The 16874-nt window shown below is 64.3% G+C and carries 14 protein-coding genes; 2 read left to right on the top strand and 12 right to left on the bottom strand.

What is annotated here, in order from left to right:
* The first annotated feature begins 12 nt into the window (after positions 1-12).
* A complete protein-coding gene (locus NG900_RS14155; RefSeq protein ID WP_252681393.1) occupies positions 13-1389 on the top strand; it encodes an amino acid permease in 1377 nt (458 codons plus the stop codon).
* A gap of 21 nt (positions 1390-1410) precedes the next feature.
* On the opposite strand, the gene NG900_RS14150 is transcribed toward NG900_RS14155, so the two are convergent.
* From NG900_RS14150 to NG900_RS14125, 6 genes are all read right to left on the bottom strand, one after another.
* Complete coding sequence (locus NG900_RS14150) at positions 1411-2715, bottom strand: O-acetylhomoserine aminocarboxypropyltransferase/cysteine synthase family protein (RefSeq protein ID WP_252681391.1); 1305 nt, start codon at positions 2713-2715, stop codon at positions 1411-1413.
* Positions 2716-2833: 118 nt separating this feature from the next.
* A complete protein-coding gene (locus NG900_RS14145; protein WP_252681389.1) occupies positions 2834-4036 on the bottom strand; it encodes an ABC transporter substrate-binding protein in 1203 nt (400 codons plus the stop codon).
* A 144-nt stretch (positions 4037-4180) separates the two neighbouring features.
* On the bottom strand, positions 4181-5134 hold the full coding sequence (locus NG900_RS14140; protein WP_252681386.1) for an AraC family transcriptional regulator: 954 nt from the start codon (positions 5132-5134) through the stop codon (positions 4181-4183).
* A gap of 25 nt (positions 5135-5159) precedes the next feature.
* Positions 5160-6233 carry a porin gene (locus NG900_RS14135; RefSeq protein WP_252681384.1) on the bottom strand — a complete coding sequence of 358 codons (1074 nt, stop codon included), beginning with the start codon at positions 6231-6233 and terminating at the stop codon, positions 5160-5162.
* 149 nt (positions 6234-6382) lie between these two features.
* Positions 6383-8596: a xanthine dehydrogenase family protein molybdopterin-binding subunit gene (locus tag NG900_RS14130; RefSeq protein WP_252681382.1), complete on the bottom strand. Its 2214-nt coding sequence runs from the start codon at positions 8594-8596 to the stop codon at positions 6383-6385.
* Positions 8577-9020 (bottom strand): (2Fe-2S)-binding protein, encoded by a 444-nt coding sequence (locus NG900_RS14125; protein ID WP_252681379.1) that lies wholly within the window; start codon positions 9018-9020, stop codon positions 8577-8579. Before NG900_RS14125 ends, NG900_RS14130 begins: the two co-directional genes overlap by 20 nt.
* Positions 9021-9337: 317 nt before the next feature.
* On the opposite strand from NG900_RS14125, the gene NG900_RS14120 reads away from it, so the two are divergent.
* Positions 9338-9715, top strand: coding sequence for a RidA family protein (locus NG900_RS14120; RefSeq protein WP_252681377.1), 378 nt, complete (start codon positions 9338-9340; stop codon positions 9713-9715).
* A gap of 64 nt (positions 9716-9779) precedes the next feature.
* Here the strand turns inward: NG900_RS14120 and NG900_RS14115 are convergent, their stop codons facing one another.
* From NG900_RS14115 to NG900_RS14090, 6 genes are all read right to left on the bottom strand, one after another.
* The gene (locus NG900_RS14115; protein ID WP_252681374.1) at positions 9780-10712 is read right to left on the bottom strand and encodes an amidohydrolase family protein; all 933 of its coding nucleotides are present in this window, start codon (positions 10710-10712) and stop codon (positions 9780-9782) included.
* Between the two features lie 2 nt (positions 10713-10714).
* Complete coding sequence (locus NG900_RS14110; protein ID WP_252681371.1) at positions 10715-12040, bottom strand: MFS transporter; 1326 nt, start codon at positions 12038-12040, stop codon at positions 10715-10717.
* A 73-nt stretch (positions 12041-12113) separates the two neighbouring features.
* The gene (locus NG900_RS14105; RefSeq protein ID WP_252681368.1) at positions 12114-13394 is read right to left on the bottom strand and encodes an MFS transporter; all 1281 of its coding nucleotides are present in this window, start codon (positions 13392-13394) and stop codon (positions 12114-12116) included.
* On the bottom strand, positions 13391-14437 hold the full coding sequence (locus NG900_RS14100) for an amidohydrolase family protein (protein ID WP_252681364.1): 1047 nt from the start codon (positions 14435-14437) through the stop codon (positions 13391-13393). Before NG900_RS14100 ends, NG900_RS14105 begins: the two co-directional genes overlap by 4 nt.
* A 45-nt stretch (positions 14438-14482) precedes the next feature.
* Positions 14483-15859, bottom strand: coding sequence for an MFS transporter (locus NG900_RS14095; RefSeq protein WP_252681362.1), 1377 nt, complete (start codon positions 15857-15859; stop codon positions 14483-14485).
* Between the two features lie 60 nt (positions 15860-15919).
* Positions 15920-16870, bottom strand: coding sequence for an SMP-30/gluconolactonase/LRE family protein (locus tag NG900_RS14090; protein ID WP_252681360.1), 951 nt, complete (start codon positions 16868-16870; stop codon positions 15920-15922).
* Positions 16871-16874: the final 4 nt, after the last annotated feature.

Genomic DNA, 16874 nt, shown 5'->3' with positions numbered 1-16874 from the left:
GAACCCCGCACCATGACCAAGGCCACCGGCAGCTTCGAAGCGCTGGCCGCACGCGAAGGCGGCCTGCAGCATCGCCTCTCGTCCGCGCAACTCACCATGATCGCCATCGGCAGCGCGATCGGCACCGGCCTGTTCCTGGGCAGCGGCGCCGCCATCCAGCTCGCCGGCCCAGGCGTGATCGCCAGCTACGCCATCGGCGCGGCCATTGCCTTGCTGCTGATGGGCTGCCTGGCCGAGATGGTCGTCGCCCACCCCACCACCGGTTCGTTCGGCGCCTATGCCGAGCATTACGTCAGCCCGCTCGCCGGCTTTCTGGTGCGTTATGCGTACTGGGCGGCGGTCGTCTTCGTGATCGGCGCGGAGGTAACGGCGGTGGCGGTATACATGGCGTACTGGGTTCCGGGCGTACCGGCGTGGGTGTGGATCGTCGGGTTCTCGGCCGTGCTGGTGTGGATCAACGCGAGCAGCGTCGACGTATTTGGCGTGGCGGAATACTGGTGCTCGATGATCAAGGTGGTAGCCATCGTCGCGTTTCTGGTGGTGGCGAGCGTTGCCATCCACCGTGCGCCCGAAGGCGGCCCGATCGGTTTTCACAACTATGTGGATGCGGGCGGCTTCCTGCCGCACGGCTGGTCGGGCGTCTGGTTTGGCGCGGTGGTCAGCATCTTCAGCTTCTTCGGCATCGAACTGATTGCCGTGGCCGCCGGCGAGGCGCGCGAGCCCGAGGCCGCAGCAACCCGCGCGTTCCGCTCCACGCTGTTCCGGCTGGTGTTCTTCTACCTCTGCACGCTGGCGCTGATGCTGGCCGTGGTGCCGTGGCAGCAGGCTGGCACCGGCAAGAGCCCGTTCGTGCGCGTCATGGAAATCCTGGGCATTGCCGGCGGCGCGGGCGTGATGAACTTTGTGGTGCTCACGGCGGCACTGTCATCGATGAACGCGCAGTTGTATGTGTCGACGCGCATGCTGTTCAGCCTCGCGCGCGGCGGGCAGGCGCCTCGGGCGCTCGGTGCCGTGAGCGAACGCGGCGTGCCGTTGCGGGCGCTGGCCGTGTCCAGCTCCGGTGCGGCGCTCGCAGCGGTGCTGAGCGTGGTGCTGCCGGGGCACTCGTTCCTGTTGATGATGGCGCTGGCGATGTTCGGGGCGCTGTTCACGTGGCTCGTCATCTTCGTCACGCACCTGCGCTTCCGGCACGCGGCAGAACGTGAAGGCCGCGCGCTGCGCTTTCGCATGTGGGGCTACCCGGTGCTGACCACGTTGGGTGCGATTGCCATGGTGGTCATCATCGCCAGCACGGCGTGGATGCCGGATTTCCGCATGACGCTGGTGGTGGGGGTGCCATTTCTGGTGGTGATGGCGGTGGTGTTCCGGTGGGTGCGCGGCCAGCCGTGATGGCCTGACCGCGCCCCGGGATCAAGCCTGCGCCAAGGCTTGATCCAGATCGGCCAGCAGGTCGTCGATGTGCTCGATCCCGATCGACAGCCGGATGGTCTCCTGCCGCACACCGGCCTTGGCCAGCTCGGCCTCCGACAACTGCCGGTGCGTGGTCGACGCCGGATGCGTGGCCAGCGATTTCGCATCGCCGATGTTCACCAGCCGCGTGAACAACTGCAACGCATCCTGGAAGCGCGCGCCCGCCGTAAAACCGCCCTTCACGCCAAACGTCAGCAGGCCCGGCGCCTTGCCTGAAAGGTATTTCTGCACCAGCGCGTGGTCGGGATGATCGTCCAGGCTGGCGTGGCTCACCCACTCCACCTTCGGGTGCCGCTGCAGATGCTGTGCGATGTGCGCGGCGTTCTGCGTGATGCGGTCGATGCGCAGGCCCAGCGTCTCGATGCCCTGCAGGATCAGGAACGCATTGAACGGCGACAGCGCCGCACCGGTATTGCGCAGTGGCACCACGCGCGCCCTGCCGATATAGGCCGCGTCGCCCAGCGCCTCCGTATAGACCACGCCGTGATAGCTCACGTCCGGTTCGTTCAGGCGCTTGAAACGCGCCTTGTGCTTGGCCCACGGGAACTTGCCCGAATCGACGATCGCCCCGCCCAGGCTCGTGCCGTGGCCGCCCAGGTACTTGGTGAGCGAATGCACGACGATGTCGGCACCGTGCTCGAACGGCCGCGTCAGGTAGGGCGTCGGCACCGTGTTGTCGACAATGAGCGGCACGCCATGGCGGTGCGCGATCTCGGCCAGCGCGGCAATGTCGGTGACGTTGCCCAGCGGGTTGCCCACCGTCTCGGCAAAGATGGCCTTGGTGCGGTCGTCGATCAGCGCTTCGAACGACGCCGGATCGCGCGGATCGGCAAAGCGCGTGGTGATGCCCGACAACGGCAGCGTGTGCGCAAACAGGTTGTAGGTGCCGCCGTAGAGCGTGCTGGCCGAAATGATGTTGTCGCCCGCTTCGGCAATCGTCTGGATCGCATACGTGACCGCCGCCTGCCCCGATGCCAGCGCCAGCGCGCCGATGCCGCCTTCGAGCGCCGCAATGCGCTTCTCCAGCACATCGTTGGTCGGGTTCATGATGCGCGAGTAGATGTTGCCCGGCACCTTCAGGTCGAACAGATCGGCACCGTGCTGCGTGTCGTCAAACGCGAACGCGACGGTCTGGTAGATCGGCACGGCCACCGCGCGGGTGGTCGGGTCGGCGCTGTAGCCGCCGTGGACGGCCAGGGTGTCGAGTTTCCAGGCGGGGGCAGTGGCGAGGGACTGCTGCGTCATCGTTGCGTCTCCGGAAGGGTTGGGCTCCGGTGAGCATATGGGCAGCCCTGCGGCACGCGAACGACCGTTTTTGCGTTTGCTTATTCGCCGCGCGCCTAACTGCAACGATGGCGCCGCCCTACTTCTTCACCATCGCGCACGCCGATTCCGCCAGCGTATTGAACGCCTGCTCGCCCGGAATCGTCTGCGCGAGCTTGTAGTAATCCCATGGCCGGGTCGATTCCGACGGCTTCTTGACCTCGAACAGGTAGATGTCGTGGATCATCATGCCGTCGGCGCGCACGTAGCCGCCCTTGGTGTACATGTCGTCGATCTTCATCGACTTGAGCTTGGCCATCACGCGGTCGGCATCGTCTGTGCCGGCGGCCTGCACGGCCTTCAGATACGTGAGCGTGGCCGAGTAGTCCGCCGCTTGCAGCGCACTCGGCATCTTCTTGAACTTGGCGTAGAAGCGCTCGCCGAACCTGCGCGCGGCATCGCTGGCGTTCCAGTACCACGGGTCGATCAATTGCATACCCTGCGCGGTCTGCAGGCCCAGTGCGTGGATCTCGTCGATGGTCATGACCAGGCCCACCACGCGCATCTTCTTGTCGAGACCAAAGTCTTTGGCGGCCTTGATGGCGTTGATGGTGTCGCCGCCCGCGTTGGCCAGCGCCACGGCCTGCGCACCGGAGCTTTGCGCCTGCAGCAGGTACGACGAGAAATCCGGCGCGCCCAGCGGGTGCTTGGTGCCACCCACCACCTTGCCGCCTCCGGCAGCAATCACGCGGCGCGACTCGGCATCCATGTCCTTGCCGAAGGCGTAGTCGACCGACAGCAGGTACCACGAGTTCACGCCCTGCTTGCGCAGCGCGCCGATGGTGCCGCGCACGTGGGCGTTCGTGTCGTAGGCGTAGTGCACGGTGTAGGGCGTGCACTCCTCGTTGGTCAGGCGCGGGGTGCCGCCACCCAGGTTGATGTACACGCGCTTCTTCTCTGCGGCAATGCGGTTCATCGCTAGGCCCGCAGCCGAGTTGGGGCCCGCAAACAGCACATCCACACCTTCACGGTCGATCCACTCGCGCGCCCTGGAGGCCGCCACGTCGGCCTTGTTCTGATGATCGGCGGAGACGATCTCGATGGGCTTGCCCAGCACCTTGCCGCCAAAGTCCGCCACCGCCATGCGCATGGCCTCCAGCCCACCGGGGCCGTCGAGGTCGGCATACACGCCCGACATGTCGGTGATGAATCCGATCTTGACCTTGTCGTCCGACACCTGGGCGTGGGCGAACGAGGATGCAATGGCAAGGGCCATCGCGGCCACAGTGTGGCGTGCAGGCATGCGTGTCTCCAGTGTCTTGTGTTGTGCGCGCTTGCCGTCAGTTGGCCGCGCGGGTTTTGGAAGACATGGTAGCGAGGCCATCCGCTGCGAACAGCCTCGCGGGAGGAAACACACTGTCAAGTGAGAATCGACAGTGGCGCGAGGTCAACGCGCGCGCAGCGCGGCCATTCGCTCGCGAGCGTACCTGGACGGCGGTAACCCCGACCAACGGCGAAATGCCCGTGTGAACGCCTTTTCCGAGGAGTAGCCCACGCTTTCCGCAATGTCGATCAGTCGGCGGCGCCCACCCGTCAGTTCGAGGCTGGCCCGGTACATCCGATATGCGGTCAAGTGCCCGATGGGGGTCTGCCCGACAAGCTCCGTGAAACGTGCGCTGAAGCGCGAACGCGACATGCCCACGGCTGCGGCCAACGCATCGACAGTCCACTCCCGTTGCGGGTACCGATAGATCAGCGCAATGGCTTGACCGATATGGGGATCCAGCAGTCCGCGCAGCCAACCCGCCCGGTCTGCCGAGGGAACCAGATGGGCGCGCAGCAGTTGAACGAACAGAACATCTGCCAGCCGCGCCGCAGCCACGGCCCAGCCTGGCTGACAGCGCATCGATTCCTCGATGAAGCTCTGGAGGGTGTTGGCGAGCCACGGCGCCACGGCTGGGTCGTGCGCACTCACATGGATGATGGGTGGCAAGACAGAAAACAGCGGATTCCGCGCGCTGTGCTGATACAGAACGATGCCGGTGTACAAGTCACTGCGCGCACCGCCGCCACCGGCCGAGAATTCGAGCGGCGTATCGAACCTGGGGCGCATGCCCTGGGCCGCCATCAAGGCATCGAAGTCGACGGGCGGCAGGTCGGGCGAAGAGCACAGGATGTGTTCATCGCCATGCGGCAGCAGGACGAAATCGCCGGGCTCCAGACGCACCGGCGGCTGCCCTTGCACGATGATGTACACCGGCTGGCCCTTGCACGTCCGAAATGGGGCGCCGCTGACCGCGCCCTTGCGGATCGACCACGGAGCAGTCAGCGTAAAGTGCCCGGTGACGACTGCGTCGGCACGCAGATCCGTCAGCGCGTCACTCAACAGGTCCCTTGCCATAACCGCCCTCTTTTTTCACGTCGCGCTAGAAGCGATGCTGCACGCCGACCATGGCGCCAAGCTGGTTCAGCCCGGCACCGACGGTCCCGCCCGCTGCCACAGGCAGGTTCGTCTGCTCTCCGTTGAGCATATACCCAACAGAGGTGTAGACGGTGGTGCGCTTGGAGAACGCATAGTTCACTCGGCCAACCAGCAGCGTCGCGCCACCGTGATCGCTCAGCACATAGCGCGACACCTGCGCATCCACCGAGAGCATCGGCCGCAGCGCGTAGGTTCCGCCGACAAAGTACAGATCTGACTGGCTATGTTCGACCGCCGCGGTATTGCGGCGGATCCAGCCAAAGCCCACCTTGCCAGCACCGAACTTCACGTAGCCGTCGACGATCGTGCGCGAGTCGGTGTAGGCACTGCTGGTAAGGGGAGCGCTCGCGCCGGTGCCGCCGCGCATCACGTCATATGACGCCGCCACACCGTAGTTGGCGCCGTCGTAGGCCAACAGTGCCGTGTATTGGCGGCAGGCCAGCGCGTTTCCTGGCACTTCGCCACCGCAGTTGGTGCCCGATGGCCCGGCCGGCCCCGCCCCGTCACGGCCGAAGCTATAGGTGCCGCCCAGCGTCACACCGGCAAACTGTCCAAGGTAGCCGATGGCGTTGTCGCTCCGCGCATTGGGCAGGTAGTTGTCGAAGCTGGCCATCGAGTGAATCGACGGGCCGATGACGTCGGCATTGTTGAGCACCAGCATCGACATGTTCATCTGCCGGCCGAGCGTCAGGGTGCCGTACAGGCCAGATACGCCCACATTGGCGGCGCGGCCGAACAGGCGCCCGCCGTTGTTGAACCCACCGGTGTCAGTGGCGAAGCCGTTCTCCAGGACGAAGAAGGCTTTGTTGCCACTGCCAAGATCCTCGGTGCCTTTCAAGCCGAAACGGGAAGGCAGCTCCCCCGTGAGGGAGGGCATCCCGACCAGGGAACCGCTCGGTGCAGCATGGTTGTAATACTGCACGCCGGTGTCCACGATGCCATACAGCGTGACGTTGCTCTGCGCGGCTGCCGTACCCCCGATGGCGGCGAACAGCGCCGCACTCCAATGCTTCTTCATTCCTGTTTCCTCCTGTGGTCAGACGCTTGTTGTGTCAGGCGTGTTGCCGGCCTCTGCAGGGCCGGTCGAATGCGGGCGCGCCAACCTGCGGACGCACGCCTCCCGCCGCCGAGTGAATGGCTCGGCGGTGTCATACGGTTGGTTTCGGGTTATGCGAGCGGCTGCGCGAACGGCATCGAGCGATGCCGCTGTCCGGTCGCATGGAACAGGGCCTCAGCCACCGCTGGTGCGACCGGAGGCAACGCGACTTCGCCGCAGCCCTGAGGATCACGGTCGCTGTCGATGATCACGACCTCGACGCGCGGCATTTCGCGCAGTGATAGCAGTGGGTAGCTGGTGAAGTTGCTCTGCACGACGGCACCGTCGGCAAAGGTGATCTCGCTCTTGAAGGTGTTGGTCAAGGCAAAGCCGATACCGCCTTCCACCATCTCGCGGATCAACAGCGGATTGATCGCCCGCCCACAGTCGATACCGCAGACGATGCGCTCAAGCTTGGCGCGGCCCGCCACCATCCGCAGCTCGACAATCGTCACCACATAGGTCGTGAAAGCGCCGCCGCGCCCGGTGTACAGGCTATAGGCCATGCCTCGATGCAGACCGGGCCGGGCCGGCTTGAACCACTGTGCGTGTGCGGCAGTCTGGTCAAGCACCCGTAGTGCAAGCGGATCATTGCGCAACAGCGTGCGGCGATAGTGCACCGGATCGATCGATGCCGCATGTGCCAGCTCGTTGATGAAGCTCTCCAGAAAGAACACGCTGGACGTGCTTCCCACGCTGCGCATGAAACTGATCGGTACCGGCTGAGGCGTATCGACAGCGTCCACCAGGAGATTCGGAACGGCGTATCCAAGGTCATAGAGGCCGTCCAGCATGGTTTCGTCCCAGCCGCCGGCTTTCTCGAAGTTCTCCAGCTTGATGGAGCGGTACAGCGAATGCCCGACCACGCGGGCATGCAGAGCGACAGGCATGCCGTCAGGCCCAAGCGCGGCACGAAAGCGCGCGGACGCGCACGGCCGATAGAAGCCATGCCGAATGTCGTCTTCGCGGGAGCGGATCACCTTCACAGGACGCTTCACCGCACGCGACGCCAGCGCAGCATGGATGACAAAGTCGGGCACGTACTTGCGCCCGAAACTTCCACCAACGAAGGTGGTGTGCACGATGATCTTGTCGTATGGCAGCTTGAAGATGCCACCGAGCGCCCAGCGCACCTTGTCCTGGCCCTGGACCGGGCCCCAAACTTCGATCTCGCCGTCACGCACGTGCACCGTGGCGCAGACCGGCTCCATCGTCGCGTGGACGATGTACGGCGTGTGGTAATCCGCCTCGATCGCATGATCGGCGGCCAATGCTGCCTCGGGCGTGCCGATCCTGGTGGCGGTAACGGCATGGGCACTCTGCAGTGCGCCCTTGCGCTGCGCAAGGATGGTTGCGCTCTCCAGGTGCGGCGCAGTGCCCGGATTCCATTCGATGTCCGCGGCGTCGCAGGCAGTCTTGGCCTGCCAGTACGACTGCGCGATCACGATGACGGCGTCCTTGACGACCACGACATCCACCACGCCCGGCATGGCGCGCACTGCGTCTTGGTTTCTGACGGCGACAGGCGCGCCACCCAGCGTGGGCGCCATCCTGATCGCACCGGTCAGCATGTCGGGCACTTGCACGTCGATGCCGAACACGGCCGTGCCGTCGACCTTTGCCGGCACGTCCAGCTTGTGAAGCGACTGTCCGATCAGATGCTGACCGGAGCTCGTCTTGAGGCGCGGGTGCGGGTTAAGCGGCAGCTTGGCGGCATCGGCCACCAGTTCACCGTAGCTGAGTGCGCGGCCGGTCTGGACGTGCACCACGCGCCCCTGCTGCGTGATGCATTGGGTGGCGCGAACGCCCAATCGTCGGGCGCCCGCATGCAGGAACGCCTCTCGCGCCTGTGCCCCGGCCACGCGCAAACGCGTGTAGAACATCGTCACCGACATGGAGGCGCCCACGAACTGCTGAGGCGGCTCGTTGGCGGCTTCGATACGGTAAGCATCGCGCCCGGTCACGAACTCCACCGACACCTGCTTCCAGTCGGCATCCATCTCGTCGGCCAGCACTTGCGGCAGACCGGTGTAGACGCCCTGCCCGACCTCCACCTGCGACAACCCGATGACAGTGCGGCCAGTGGGGTCGATTCGGATCCAATCGTTGATGGGATAGAAACCCGCGTTGGCGCTTTCGCCCGCCCGTGCACCGAAGGCCCGTTCACCAATCGTCAGTGGCAACACAAGGCTGCCCGCAATCGCCAGGCCGCTTTTCAGGAAGGTACGACGGGCTGGCACCTCGGGGCGGCACTCCATGCCAACGCTACTTGCTCGCTGCGACATGGATCGCCTCCCGGATGCGGTGATACGTGGCGCAACGGCACAGGTTGGTGACGGAGGCATCAATCTGCGCGTCCGTGGGCTTCTTGTTGTGCGCCAGGAAAGCCGCCACCGCCATCACCATGCCGGATTGGCAGTAGCCGCATTGCGGCACATCCTTTTCGATCCAGGCCTGCTGCACCGGGTGTGCATGCTCCTTGGCGAGGCCTTCGATGGTGGTGATCGCACGCCCCTCGATGCCGGAAACCGGCAAGACGCACGACCGCACAGCTTCACCTTCGAGGTGAACCGTGCAGGCGCCGCAGGCACCAATGCCGCAGCCGTATTTGGTGCCCGTCAGCTTGGCTGCATCGCGAATGACCCACAGCAGCGGGGTGGTTGGGTCACCGTCGAATTCGAACGGCTTTCCGTTGAGTGTGAAGCGCATGGCCGTCTCCCAAGAGCCCTGTTACCACGGGGCCGGCGACAAACCGGGCCCCACGCATGAGCAGGATTCTTGGTGCCGATGTCAACACCGACAATGACCCAAACTCCCAAAGACGTTGCCGTTCGTCTCGTTCTTGCCCTGAGCCCGTGGGAAAGCGCGCGGCGTGCGGGAATCTGCGTTCCGTGATTTGCGGATGGAACAAATCACCCCCCAAAGGTCGCCTACGCAAGCATCGAAACGCCCACATAGGCGGAGATTTGTCTTCCAACGGCCTATTCTGAGGAAGCGACTTGCGAACTCCTGCGGAGGTAACCCAAATGGCGATTGCGTTCTTTGCAGAAAACAACCCCGGCACGCGGAGCCTGCCCCGCTCGCTGGCAACCAAGGCAGGGGACTTTGTGTTCGTGTCCGGTCAGATCGCCAGAAACGAAGACGGCAGCATCCTCATGGGCGGGATCGAAGAGCAGACGCGCCAGACGCTGAAAAACGTGGCGCACGTGCTGGCCCTCGCGGGCTGCACGCTGCAAGACATCGTGAAGGTGACCGTATGGCTGGAAGACGCGCGCGACTTCGAGGCATTCAATCGCGCCTACGGAGCGGTCTTCGTCGATCACAAACCCGCACGGTCAACGTTGCAGGGAACGAATGTGGTCGGCACCAAGATCGAAATCGAAGCTGTTGCATATCAGCCCTGACTCGCGTGCGGGTCACGGACTATCGTGTCGCAATGTCCCGATAGAACGCGCCGGTCGCTGAAGCTCAATCAAACCCGTAGAGCCTGACCGGATTGGCAACGAAGATCATCTCCTGCCAATCGGCCCGGCCGATCCACGCGGCCATCGTGTCGACCAGTGCAGCATCGTCGGGCTTGTGCGCTTTCTCGGTCGGATGCGGCCAGTCGGTGCCCCACAGCATCCGCTCGGGGGCCATGTCGATGAAGGCCTTGGCCACCGGCTCGACGTCGGCATAGGCGGGCGCACCGGTCTTGGTGTCGACGTAGGGGCCGGAGAGTGTGATCCACGTGTTGCCCTTGTCGACCAGGCGCTGCGCCGTCCGCATGGCGTCGGACTGCATGCCGCCCGGCTGCGGCACGTGCGCGATATGGTCGATGACGAGCGGGCACGGGAGTGCACGCAGATGGCGCTCCAGCTCGGGCAGCTTCGCGCCTTGCACCACCAGTTCGACATGCCACCCCAGTGCGCCGATGCGCGACGCCAGCGGGGCGAGCATGTCGACGGTAGTCGCGCCCGGATAGCTGAGGTTGAAGCGGATGGCGCGCACGCCCGCCGCGCTCATCTCCGTGAGTTGCGCATCGGTAACCGACGTATCGACCACCGCAACACCGCGCGCGTTGGAGCCGAAGCGCTTGAGTGCATCCAGCGTGCAGCGGTTGTCGGTGCCATACGTGGATGGCGTGACGACCACGTTGCGCTGTACGCCCAGCCGAGCCTGAATCTTGCGGTATTGCTCGATGCTGGCATTCGGTGGGCGCAGTGTGGTGCCGGGCGCGCTCGGGAAGCGGTCGTCGTAGATATGCATGTGGCAGTCCACCGCGCCAGCCGGCAGCTTGAACGTCGGTTTTTCACTGCCCGTGGACCACAACTCTTCTGCCTGAGTGAGGGCGGGGATGGCGGCCGTCACGGCACCGGCCCCTGCCAGCTGCAAGAACTGCCTTCTGCTGAACGCGCGCATGGTCAGGCCGTCTCCGTCTTGTTCAGCACCTGCCCTTCGGGCTTCGCGCGGCTCAGCAGCAAGAGCGTCGTCACGCTGATCAGCGTCAGCACAGCCAGCGGCATCAGCGCCAGCGCATAGCTGCCCGTCGCCTGCTTCACCCAGCCGTACACGTTGACCATCAGGCCGCCACCGATGAGGTTGGCGATCGCGTTGATGGTGGCCAGCCCCGCCGCTGCCGCGCTATTGGAGAGCATGCCCGACGCCAGCGCCCAGAACGGCCCCTTGAACGAATACGCGCCCACCAGCACCGCGCACAACATCACCATGGTCGGCATCAGCGAACCGCTGAGCGACGTGCCGAACAGGCCCAGCCCGATCAGGAGCATCGGAATGGCGGTGTGCCAGCGACGCTCCTTCAGGCGATCCGAGCGACGGCCCCAGTAGACCATCAGCACCGATGCCACCGCGTACGGCACCGAGTTGAGCAGCCCCGTCTGCATGACGGTCAATCCGAACGATTTGAGCAACTGCGGCTGCCACACCGACAGCGTGCTGCCGGCGGCCGACGCGCATACATCCACCAGCGCCAGGCACAGCACGTAGCGGTTGCAGAACAGCTTGGCCAGCGACATCTCTGCGACCTTCTTCGGGCCCCGCGCTTCACCGGCCAGCGTGGTCGTGAGCCAATTGCGCTCTTCATTCGACAACCACTTGGCTTCTTCCGGCCGGTTCGTCAGCAGACCGAGACATGCGATGCCCAGCAGCACGGTCGGAATGCCTTCCAGGATGAACAGCCAGTGCCAGCCGCGCAGCCCGGCCAGGCCATCCATCTGCAGCAGCGCAGCCGAGATGGGCGAGCCGATAAAGCTCGCGGCCGGAATCGCCACCATGAACGTCGCCACGATGCGCGCGCGGTGTGTTGCCGGGATCCAGTACGAGAGATACAGCAGCACGCCCGGAAAGAACCCCGCCTCGGCCGCGCCCAGCAGAAAGCGCAGCGTGTAGAACGAAGCCGGGCCGCGCACGAGTGCCGTGGCGGCCGAGATCAGGCCCCAGGTGATCATGATCCGCGCGATCCAGATGCGCGCGCCGTAGCGCTGCAGCGCCAGGTTGCTCGGCACCTCGAAGAAGAAGTACGACACAAAGAACAGGCTGCTGCCGAACCCGAACACGGTGGCTGTCAGCCCGAGGTCATGGTTCATCTGCAGCGAGGCCATGCCCACGTTGCCGCGGTCGATGAAGGCCAGCAGGTAGCAGACCATGAGGAATGGCACGAGCCGCCAGACCACCTTGCGTAGGGTCCGCTGCTCGAGATCAGTTACATCAGTGATGCCAGCTTGTTGCATACAGGTCTCCGGATACCAACCGGCCCTCTATAGGGGCCCTCTGAGGCGAAATCAGTTGTGGAACGACAGGGGATCACCCAAGCGTCTTGCCGCGGGTTTCGGGGGCAAGAAGAACGACAATCGCAGCGGCCACAAATGCCACGATCGTGGTAGACAACCCGAGGACAAAACCACCCGACGTCGACGCAAGCGCACCAATCAACAACGGCGCAATGAAACCACCGAGTCGTCCGCCGTTGTAGGCCAACCCCATGAGAAAACCCCGCGAAGCCGTGTTTCCGATGATCTCTGCCAGAAACGGGCCCGATCCGGCAAAGATGCCGTTCACACCGAATCCGGTCAGGAAAATCGCCGCCATCAGCAGCAGCGGATTTGCCGACAGAATGTAGACACCCACGGCTGCGGCACCCACGAGCAGGTAGGCAATGAACATCGGTCGGCGGCCAACCCGGTCGACCAGTGCGGAAAACAGCAAGAAACCTGTAATGGCACCGAACTGCAGCGCGAGTACGAACTTCAGGCTGTGCACGAAATCCAGATGCTTGACCGTGATCAGGAAGGTCGGTGTCCACGTAAAGACACCCCAGTACAGGTACTGCAAAAAGAAGATGAAGGAAAACGCCGTCAACAACCCGCGAACGTTCAGGCTCGCCGGAGTGGCTTGCGCCCGGGTGGCAGTGCGCGCCGTTTTAGCTTGACGCTCAAGCCAGATCGGCGACTCGGGCGTGCGACGGGCCACCCAGTACAGGATAAAGAATGGCAGCGCCCCAATGAGAAAGAGCACGCGCCACCCATTGCCGGCCAAGCCATCGTTCAGGTTGCTGACCAGCCCCGCCGCGCTGATTGCAATGATGGCGCCAATGGGCAGGCCCATCTGCATCAACGCCCCACCCTTGCCACGGCGGCTCGCATGCCACGTCTCGGCGATGAGGGCAGCGCCGGCGGTCCACATCCCGCCCATTCCCAAGGCGCCACATAGACGCAACGCCGCAAACCAGTGCTCGTTCGGCGCAACGGCAAGCAAGCCAGAGAACAGCGAATAGATGCCGATGCAGAGCATCGCGGTCCGAACCCGTCCGATACGGTCAGACACGTAGCCGAAGAAGATGCCACCGATGATCTGCCCAGCCGCTGTGATGCTGGTAAAGAGGCCCAGTTGCGTCTTGCTCAGGCCAAACTGCAGCGCCAGCGTCGGCAACAGCAACGAGAGGAGAAACGAGTCATAGCTCTCGAACGCCCAACCCAGCCCAGCCAATGACAGCGAACGCCACTCCGGGCCGGTAATCCGCCGCGCGCCCTGCGACTCGCGGCTTGCCAAGTTTCCCGTCTGTGCTTCGGCACTGACAACCTTCATGTTTTGTCTCCTGGTACGTGTAATCCGTACGTCAATGCAGCCGTACGACTGAACAGCGCTGCCCGCTCGTCAGGCGACGCAGCTGCGGCCAATCGCTTGAAGGCATTCCAAAGCACCGTGTAGCTGAACATCCCCTTGTCGACTGGGAAGTTGCTTTCGAACATGCACCGATCTGCGCCGAAGAGTTCGACGCAGGTTTCGAAGTACGGCCTCCACGCGGCTGCGAGCGTCTCCGATGCGGGGGCTTGTTCGCGAGACGCAAAATCGAAGCCAAACACGGTCATGCCTGCGCCGCCGAGTTTCATCCGCGTGTTGGGCAGGCTCGCCAGCCGGACCAGTGCCCGGCGCCAGTCTTGAAACACAGCGGCGGATTGCCCGGCATACGGGCCGACGCCAACCGGCCCACCAAAGTGGTCAATGACAATCGTGACCCCGGGCATCTCACTCGCCAGCTCGAACAACGCGTCGAGCTGTGTGTGATAAACCCACGCATCGAGCGCTAGGTGATAGCGTTCCAGCGCGCTGACACCTTCCCGGAACGACTTGCTGAACATCAGGTCCGGCGGTGGAGTCACCGGGCTGGAGCGCACCGCATCGCTTTCGTGCCATGCAAGCGGATTGCGAATGCCACGCAATCGCCCACCGGAGACTTCAAGCATGGCTTCCAGCACCGGGATCACGTCCTGCCCCAATGAAAGATCCGCCCCGCCGACGATCGCCTCACAACCGCGTGCTTGCCCATAGGCGCCGCTGGCAAACATGGCAGCAACGCCGTTGGCAAACTCGACCTCACCAACCGGCCGCATGGCGACAGGACCATCACACCGCAGCATCGACCTGCACTGCACATAGACCGTCGAAACGACCCGATGGCCGCTGCCCACGTCTTGCTGCAGTTCTTCGGTCAGATAGCGGCCGGTCTGCCGATCCCACAGATGGTGATGCGCATCGATGATCGGCAGCTCAGGCAGCAGAACCGCTTCCTGACGGGTGGCGAGCCACGCTTGCCTGATCGGCAGATGCGGCGCATGGACGATTTGCACGGGCTTTCTCGATGAGGATGAAGTCAACTGGGTGGACGCGTTGCATCAGTGCGTCGCGGCGGCTTCACCGGCATCCGCGCCCGGGTCCCCCAGCCAGGCGATGGCCAGCGCACCGATGAGCAGCACCGCCGACACCGCCAGCAGCGGCGCAGTGAAGCCATGCGAAAACTGCTTGATGGCACCGATCATCGACGGGCCGACAAAGCCGCCCAGGTTGCCCACGGAAACGATCAGCGCCAGGCCGCCCGCCGCCGCACGGCCGGTCAGGAAGCTGGAGGGAATGGCCCAGTACGTCGCCTGGAACGCGAGAATGCCGCTCACCGTCAGGCACAACGCCGCGAGCTTGAGCGCAGGTGCATCCAGCGCCGTGCTGGCCGCCAGCGCCACGGCGGCAACGACCAACGCGCCCGCCACATACGGAATGCGGTTCTGCGCGCGGTTCGCCACACGCGCCCACCACAGCATGACGACCGCGCCCATCGCATACGGAATGGCCGTCAGCCAGCCAACCACCGCATGCTCGACGCCGAACTGTTTGATGATCTGCGGCATCCACAGGCCCACGCCGATCGAGCCGACGATGCCGCAGAAGTTGATGAACGCCAGCACGAACACGCGCCAGTTGGTCATTGCGTCACGCAGGTTCGTACCGTGCTTGCTGGCGATGTCGCGTTGCTCCATCGCAAGACGGCGCGCGAGCACAGCCTTTTCTTCGTCCGTCAGCCACTTGGCTTTCTCAGGCCGGTCTGCCAGCACAAACAGGCACGCGATACCAAGCACTACGGCAGGCAGCCCTTCGATCAGCAACAGCCACTGCCAGCTGCGCAGGCCATGCAGCCCGCCGAGTTCAAGCAGCGCACCGGAAATCGGCGAGCCAATCATGTTCGCCACCGGAATGCCGACCAGGAATGCGGCCGTTACCTTGGCGCGCCACTTGCCCGGAAACCAATGCGTGAAATACAGGTAGATGCCTGGCGTGAAGCCAGCCTCGGCCAGCCCCAGCAGAAAGCGCGCCGCTGAAAAACTCTTGGGCCCGACCACAAACGCGGTCGCCATCGAGAACACGCCCCACGTGATCATGATCCGTGCGATCCAGATCCGCGCGCCCACCTTCTGCATGATGAGGTTGCTCGGAATCTCGAACAGGAAGTAGCCGATGAAGAAGAGCCCCGCACCGAACCCGAACTGCTCGGCGGTCAGGCCCAGGTCCTTGTTCATGGTGAGCGCCGCAAAGCCCACGTTGGTGCGATCGAGATAGCTGATCACATAGCAGGCAAAGATGAACGGCAGGATGCGGCGGAACGCCTTGGCCAGCGTGCGTTCGCTGGCCTGGTAATCCGCATCGGGCAGCGTGGCAGCTGCGCGCGCATCTGCACCATTGGAAGGTGTGGCGGCGCGCAGGGTACTTAAGGTCTGGGACATTTGCATGGTCTCCTCCATCGCGCTTCTGTGAGCGCTAGGGGTTACTTACGTGTCGATGAGTTATTGCTGGGACTTGGTTTGCTTTGCCCGACGCGGCAGCGGGCCAGCGATGTCCATCTCGGTCTTGAGCACAGTGCCGGACACCGACTCCGTCATGAACAGCGTCTTCATCTCGGGGCCGCCGAAGCACAGGTTCGTGAGCGACGCGCCTTCCGGGCTGGTGATGATCACCTCCGGCTCCGCACGGTGGTTCAGCACCCACGCGCGGCCGAGGCCGGGGTTGGCCACGAACAGCCGGCCCGCCGTGTCGATCGTCAAGCCATCGGGGCCGCTCGGGCCATACGAGGTGAAGAACTGCCCTACCTTGCTGACCGAGCCATCCGCCTGCAGCGGCACACGCCACACGCAGTTGCCGCGCGTCATGGCCACGTACAGCACCTTTTCGTCGGGCGACAGCACGAGCCCGTTCGGGCTGGGGCAGTTGCCGAGCAGCATGTCGAGCTTGCCCTCTACCGTCAGGCGATAGACCCGGCCCGTCGGATCATGCAGGCCCGTCTGCCCCTGGTCGGTGAAATACAGGTTGCCTTGCGAATCGAACGTGAGGTCGTTCACGCCCCTGAAACGCTCCGAGTTGCGGCGCTCCAGGTAAGGCGTGACTTCGCCGCGCTTGATATCGAGCAGCATCAGCCCGTTGCGGTAGTCGGTGATGAGCAGGTGCGCATCATCGACCAACTTCATGCCGTTCGGCTCGCCGTCGTACTCGGCCACCAGTTCCCAGTCGCCCGCAGCCGAGATGCGGAAGATGCGGCCATGCGGAATGTCGGTCACGTACAGATGGCCGTGACCTTGGCCGTCCGGGCACCACACCGGCCCTTCGAGGAAGGAGTCGGTGGCTTGCCCGCCACGGTTGGCGCGCGCCCAGTCCGTCTGGACGTCGGGCTTGCGGAACTTGGCCGGCATGCGCGTGAAGACTTCGGCTTCACGCACAAGTGGTGGCGAGAGCAGGAACATGGCC

It is taken from the genome of Ralstonia soli, from assembly GCF_023955655.1.
In the GTDB taxonomy this organism is placed as follows: Bacteria; Pseudomonadota; Gammaproteobacteria; order Burkholderiales; family Burkholderiaceae; genus Ralstonia; species Ralstonia soli.
This window is presented reverse-complemented; position numbering and strand designations above follow the sequence as displayed.

Coding starts and splice junctions, on each gene's coding strand:
- NG900_RS14150 (WP_252681391.1), bottom strand. CDS start 2,715: ATGACGCAGCAGTCCCTCGCCACTGCCCCCGCCTGGAAACTCGACACC.
- NG900_RS14120 (WP_252681377.1), top strand. CDS start 9,338: ATGGCGATTGCGTTCTTTGCAGAAAACAACCCCGGCACGCGGAGCCTG.
- NG900_RS14135 (WP_252681384.1), bottom strand. CDS start 6,233: ATGAAGAAGCATTGGAGTGCGGCGCTGTTCGCCGCCATCGGGGGTACG.
- NG900_RS14140 (WP_252681386.1), bottom strand. CDS start 5,134: ATGGCAAGGGACCTGTTGAGTGACGCGCTGACGGATCTGCGTGCCGAC.
- NG900_RS14110 (WP_252681371.1), bottom strand. CDS start 12,040: ATGCAACAAGCTGGCATCACTGATGTAACTGATCTCGAGCAGCGGACC.
- NG900_RS14090 (WP_252681360.1), bottom strand. CDS start 16,870: ATGTTCCTGCTCTCGCCACCACTTGTGCGTGAAGCCGAAGTCTTCACG.
- NG900_RS14155 (WP_252681393.1), top strand. CDS start 13: ATGACCAAGGCCACCGGCAGCTTCGAAGCGCTGGCCGCACGCGAAGGC.
- NG900_RS14125 (WP_252681379.1), bottom strand. CDS start 9,020: ATGCGCTTCACACTCAACGGAAAGCCGTTCGAATTCGACGGTGACCCA.
- NG900_RS14105 (WP_252681368.1), bottom strand. CDS start 13,394: ATGAAGGTTGTCAGTGCCGAAGCACAGACGGGAAACTTGGCAAGCCGC.
- NG900_RS14115 (WP_252681374.1), bottom strand. CDS start 10,712: ATGCGCGCGTTCAGCAGAAGGCAGTTCTTGCAGCTGGCAGGGGCCGGT.
- NG900_RS14130 (WP_252681382.1), bottom strand. CDS start 8,596: ATGTCGCAGCGAGCAAGTAGCGTTGGCATGGAGTGCCGCCCCGAGGTG.
- NG900_RS14095 (WP_252681362.1), bottom strand. CDS start 15,859: ATGTCCCAGACCTTAAGTACCCTGCGCGCCGCCACACCTTCCAATGGT.
- NG900_RS14145 (WP_252681389.1), bottom strand. CDS start 4,036: ATGCCTGCACGCCACACTGTGGCCGCGATGGCCCTTGCCATTGCATCC.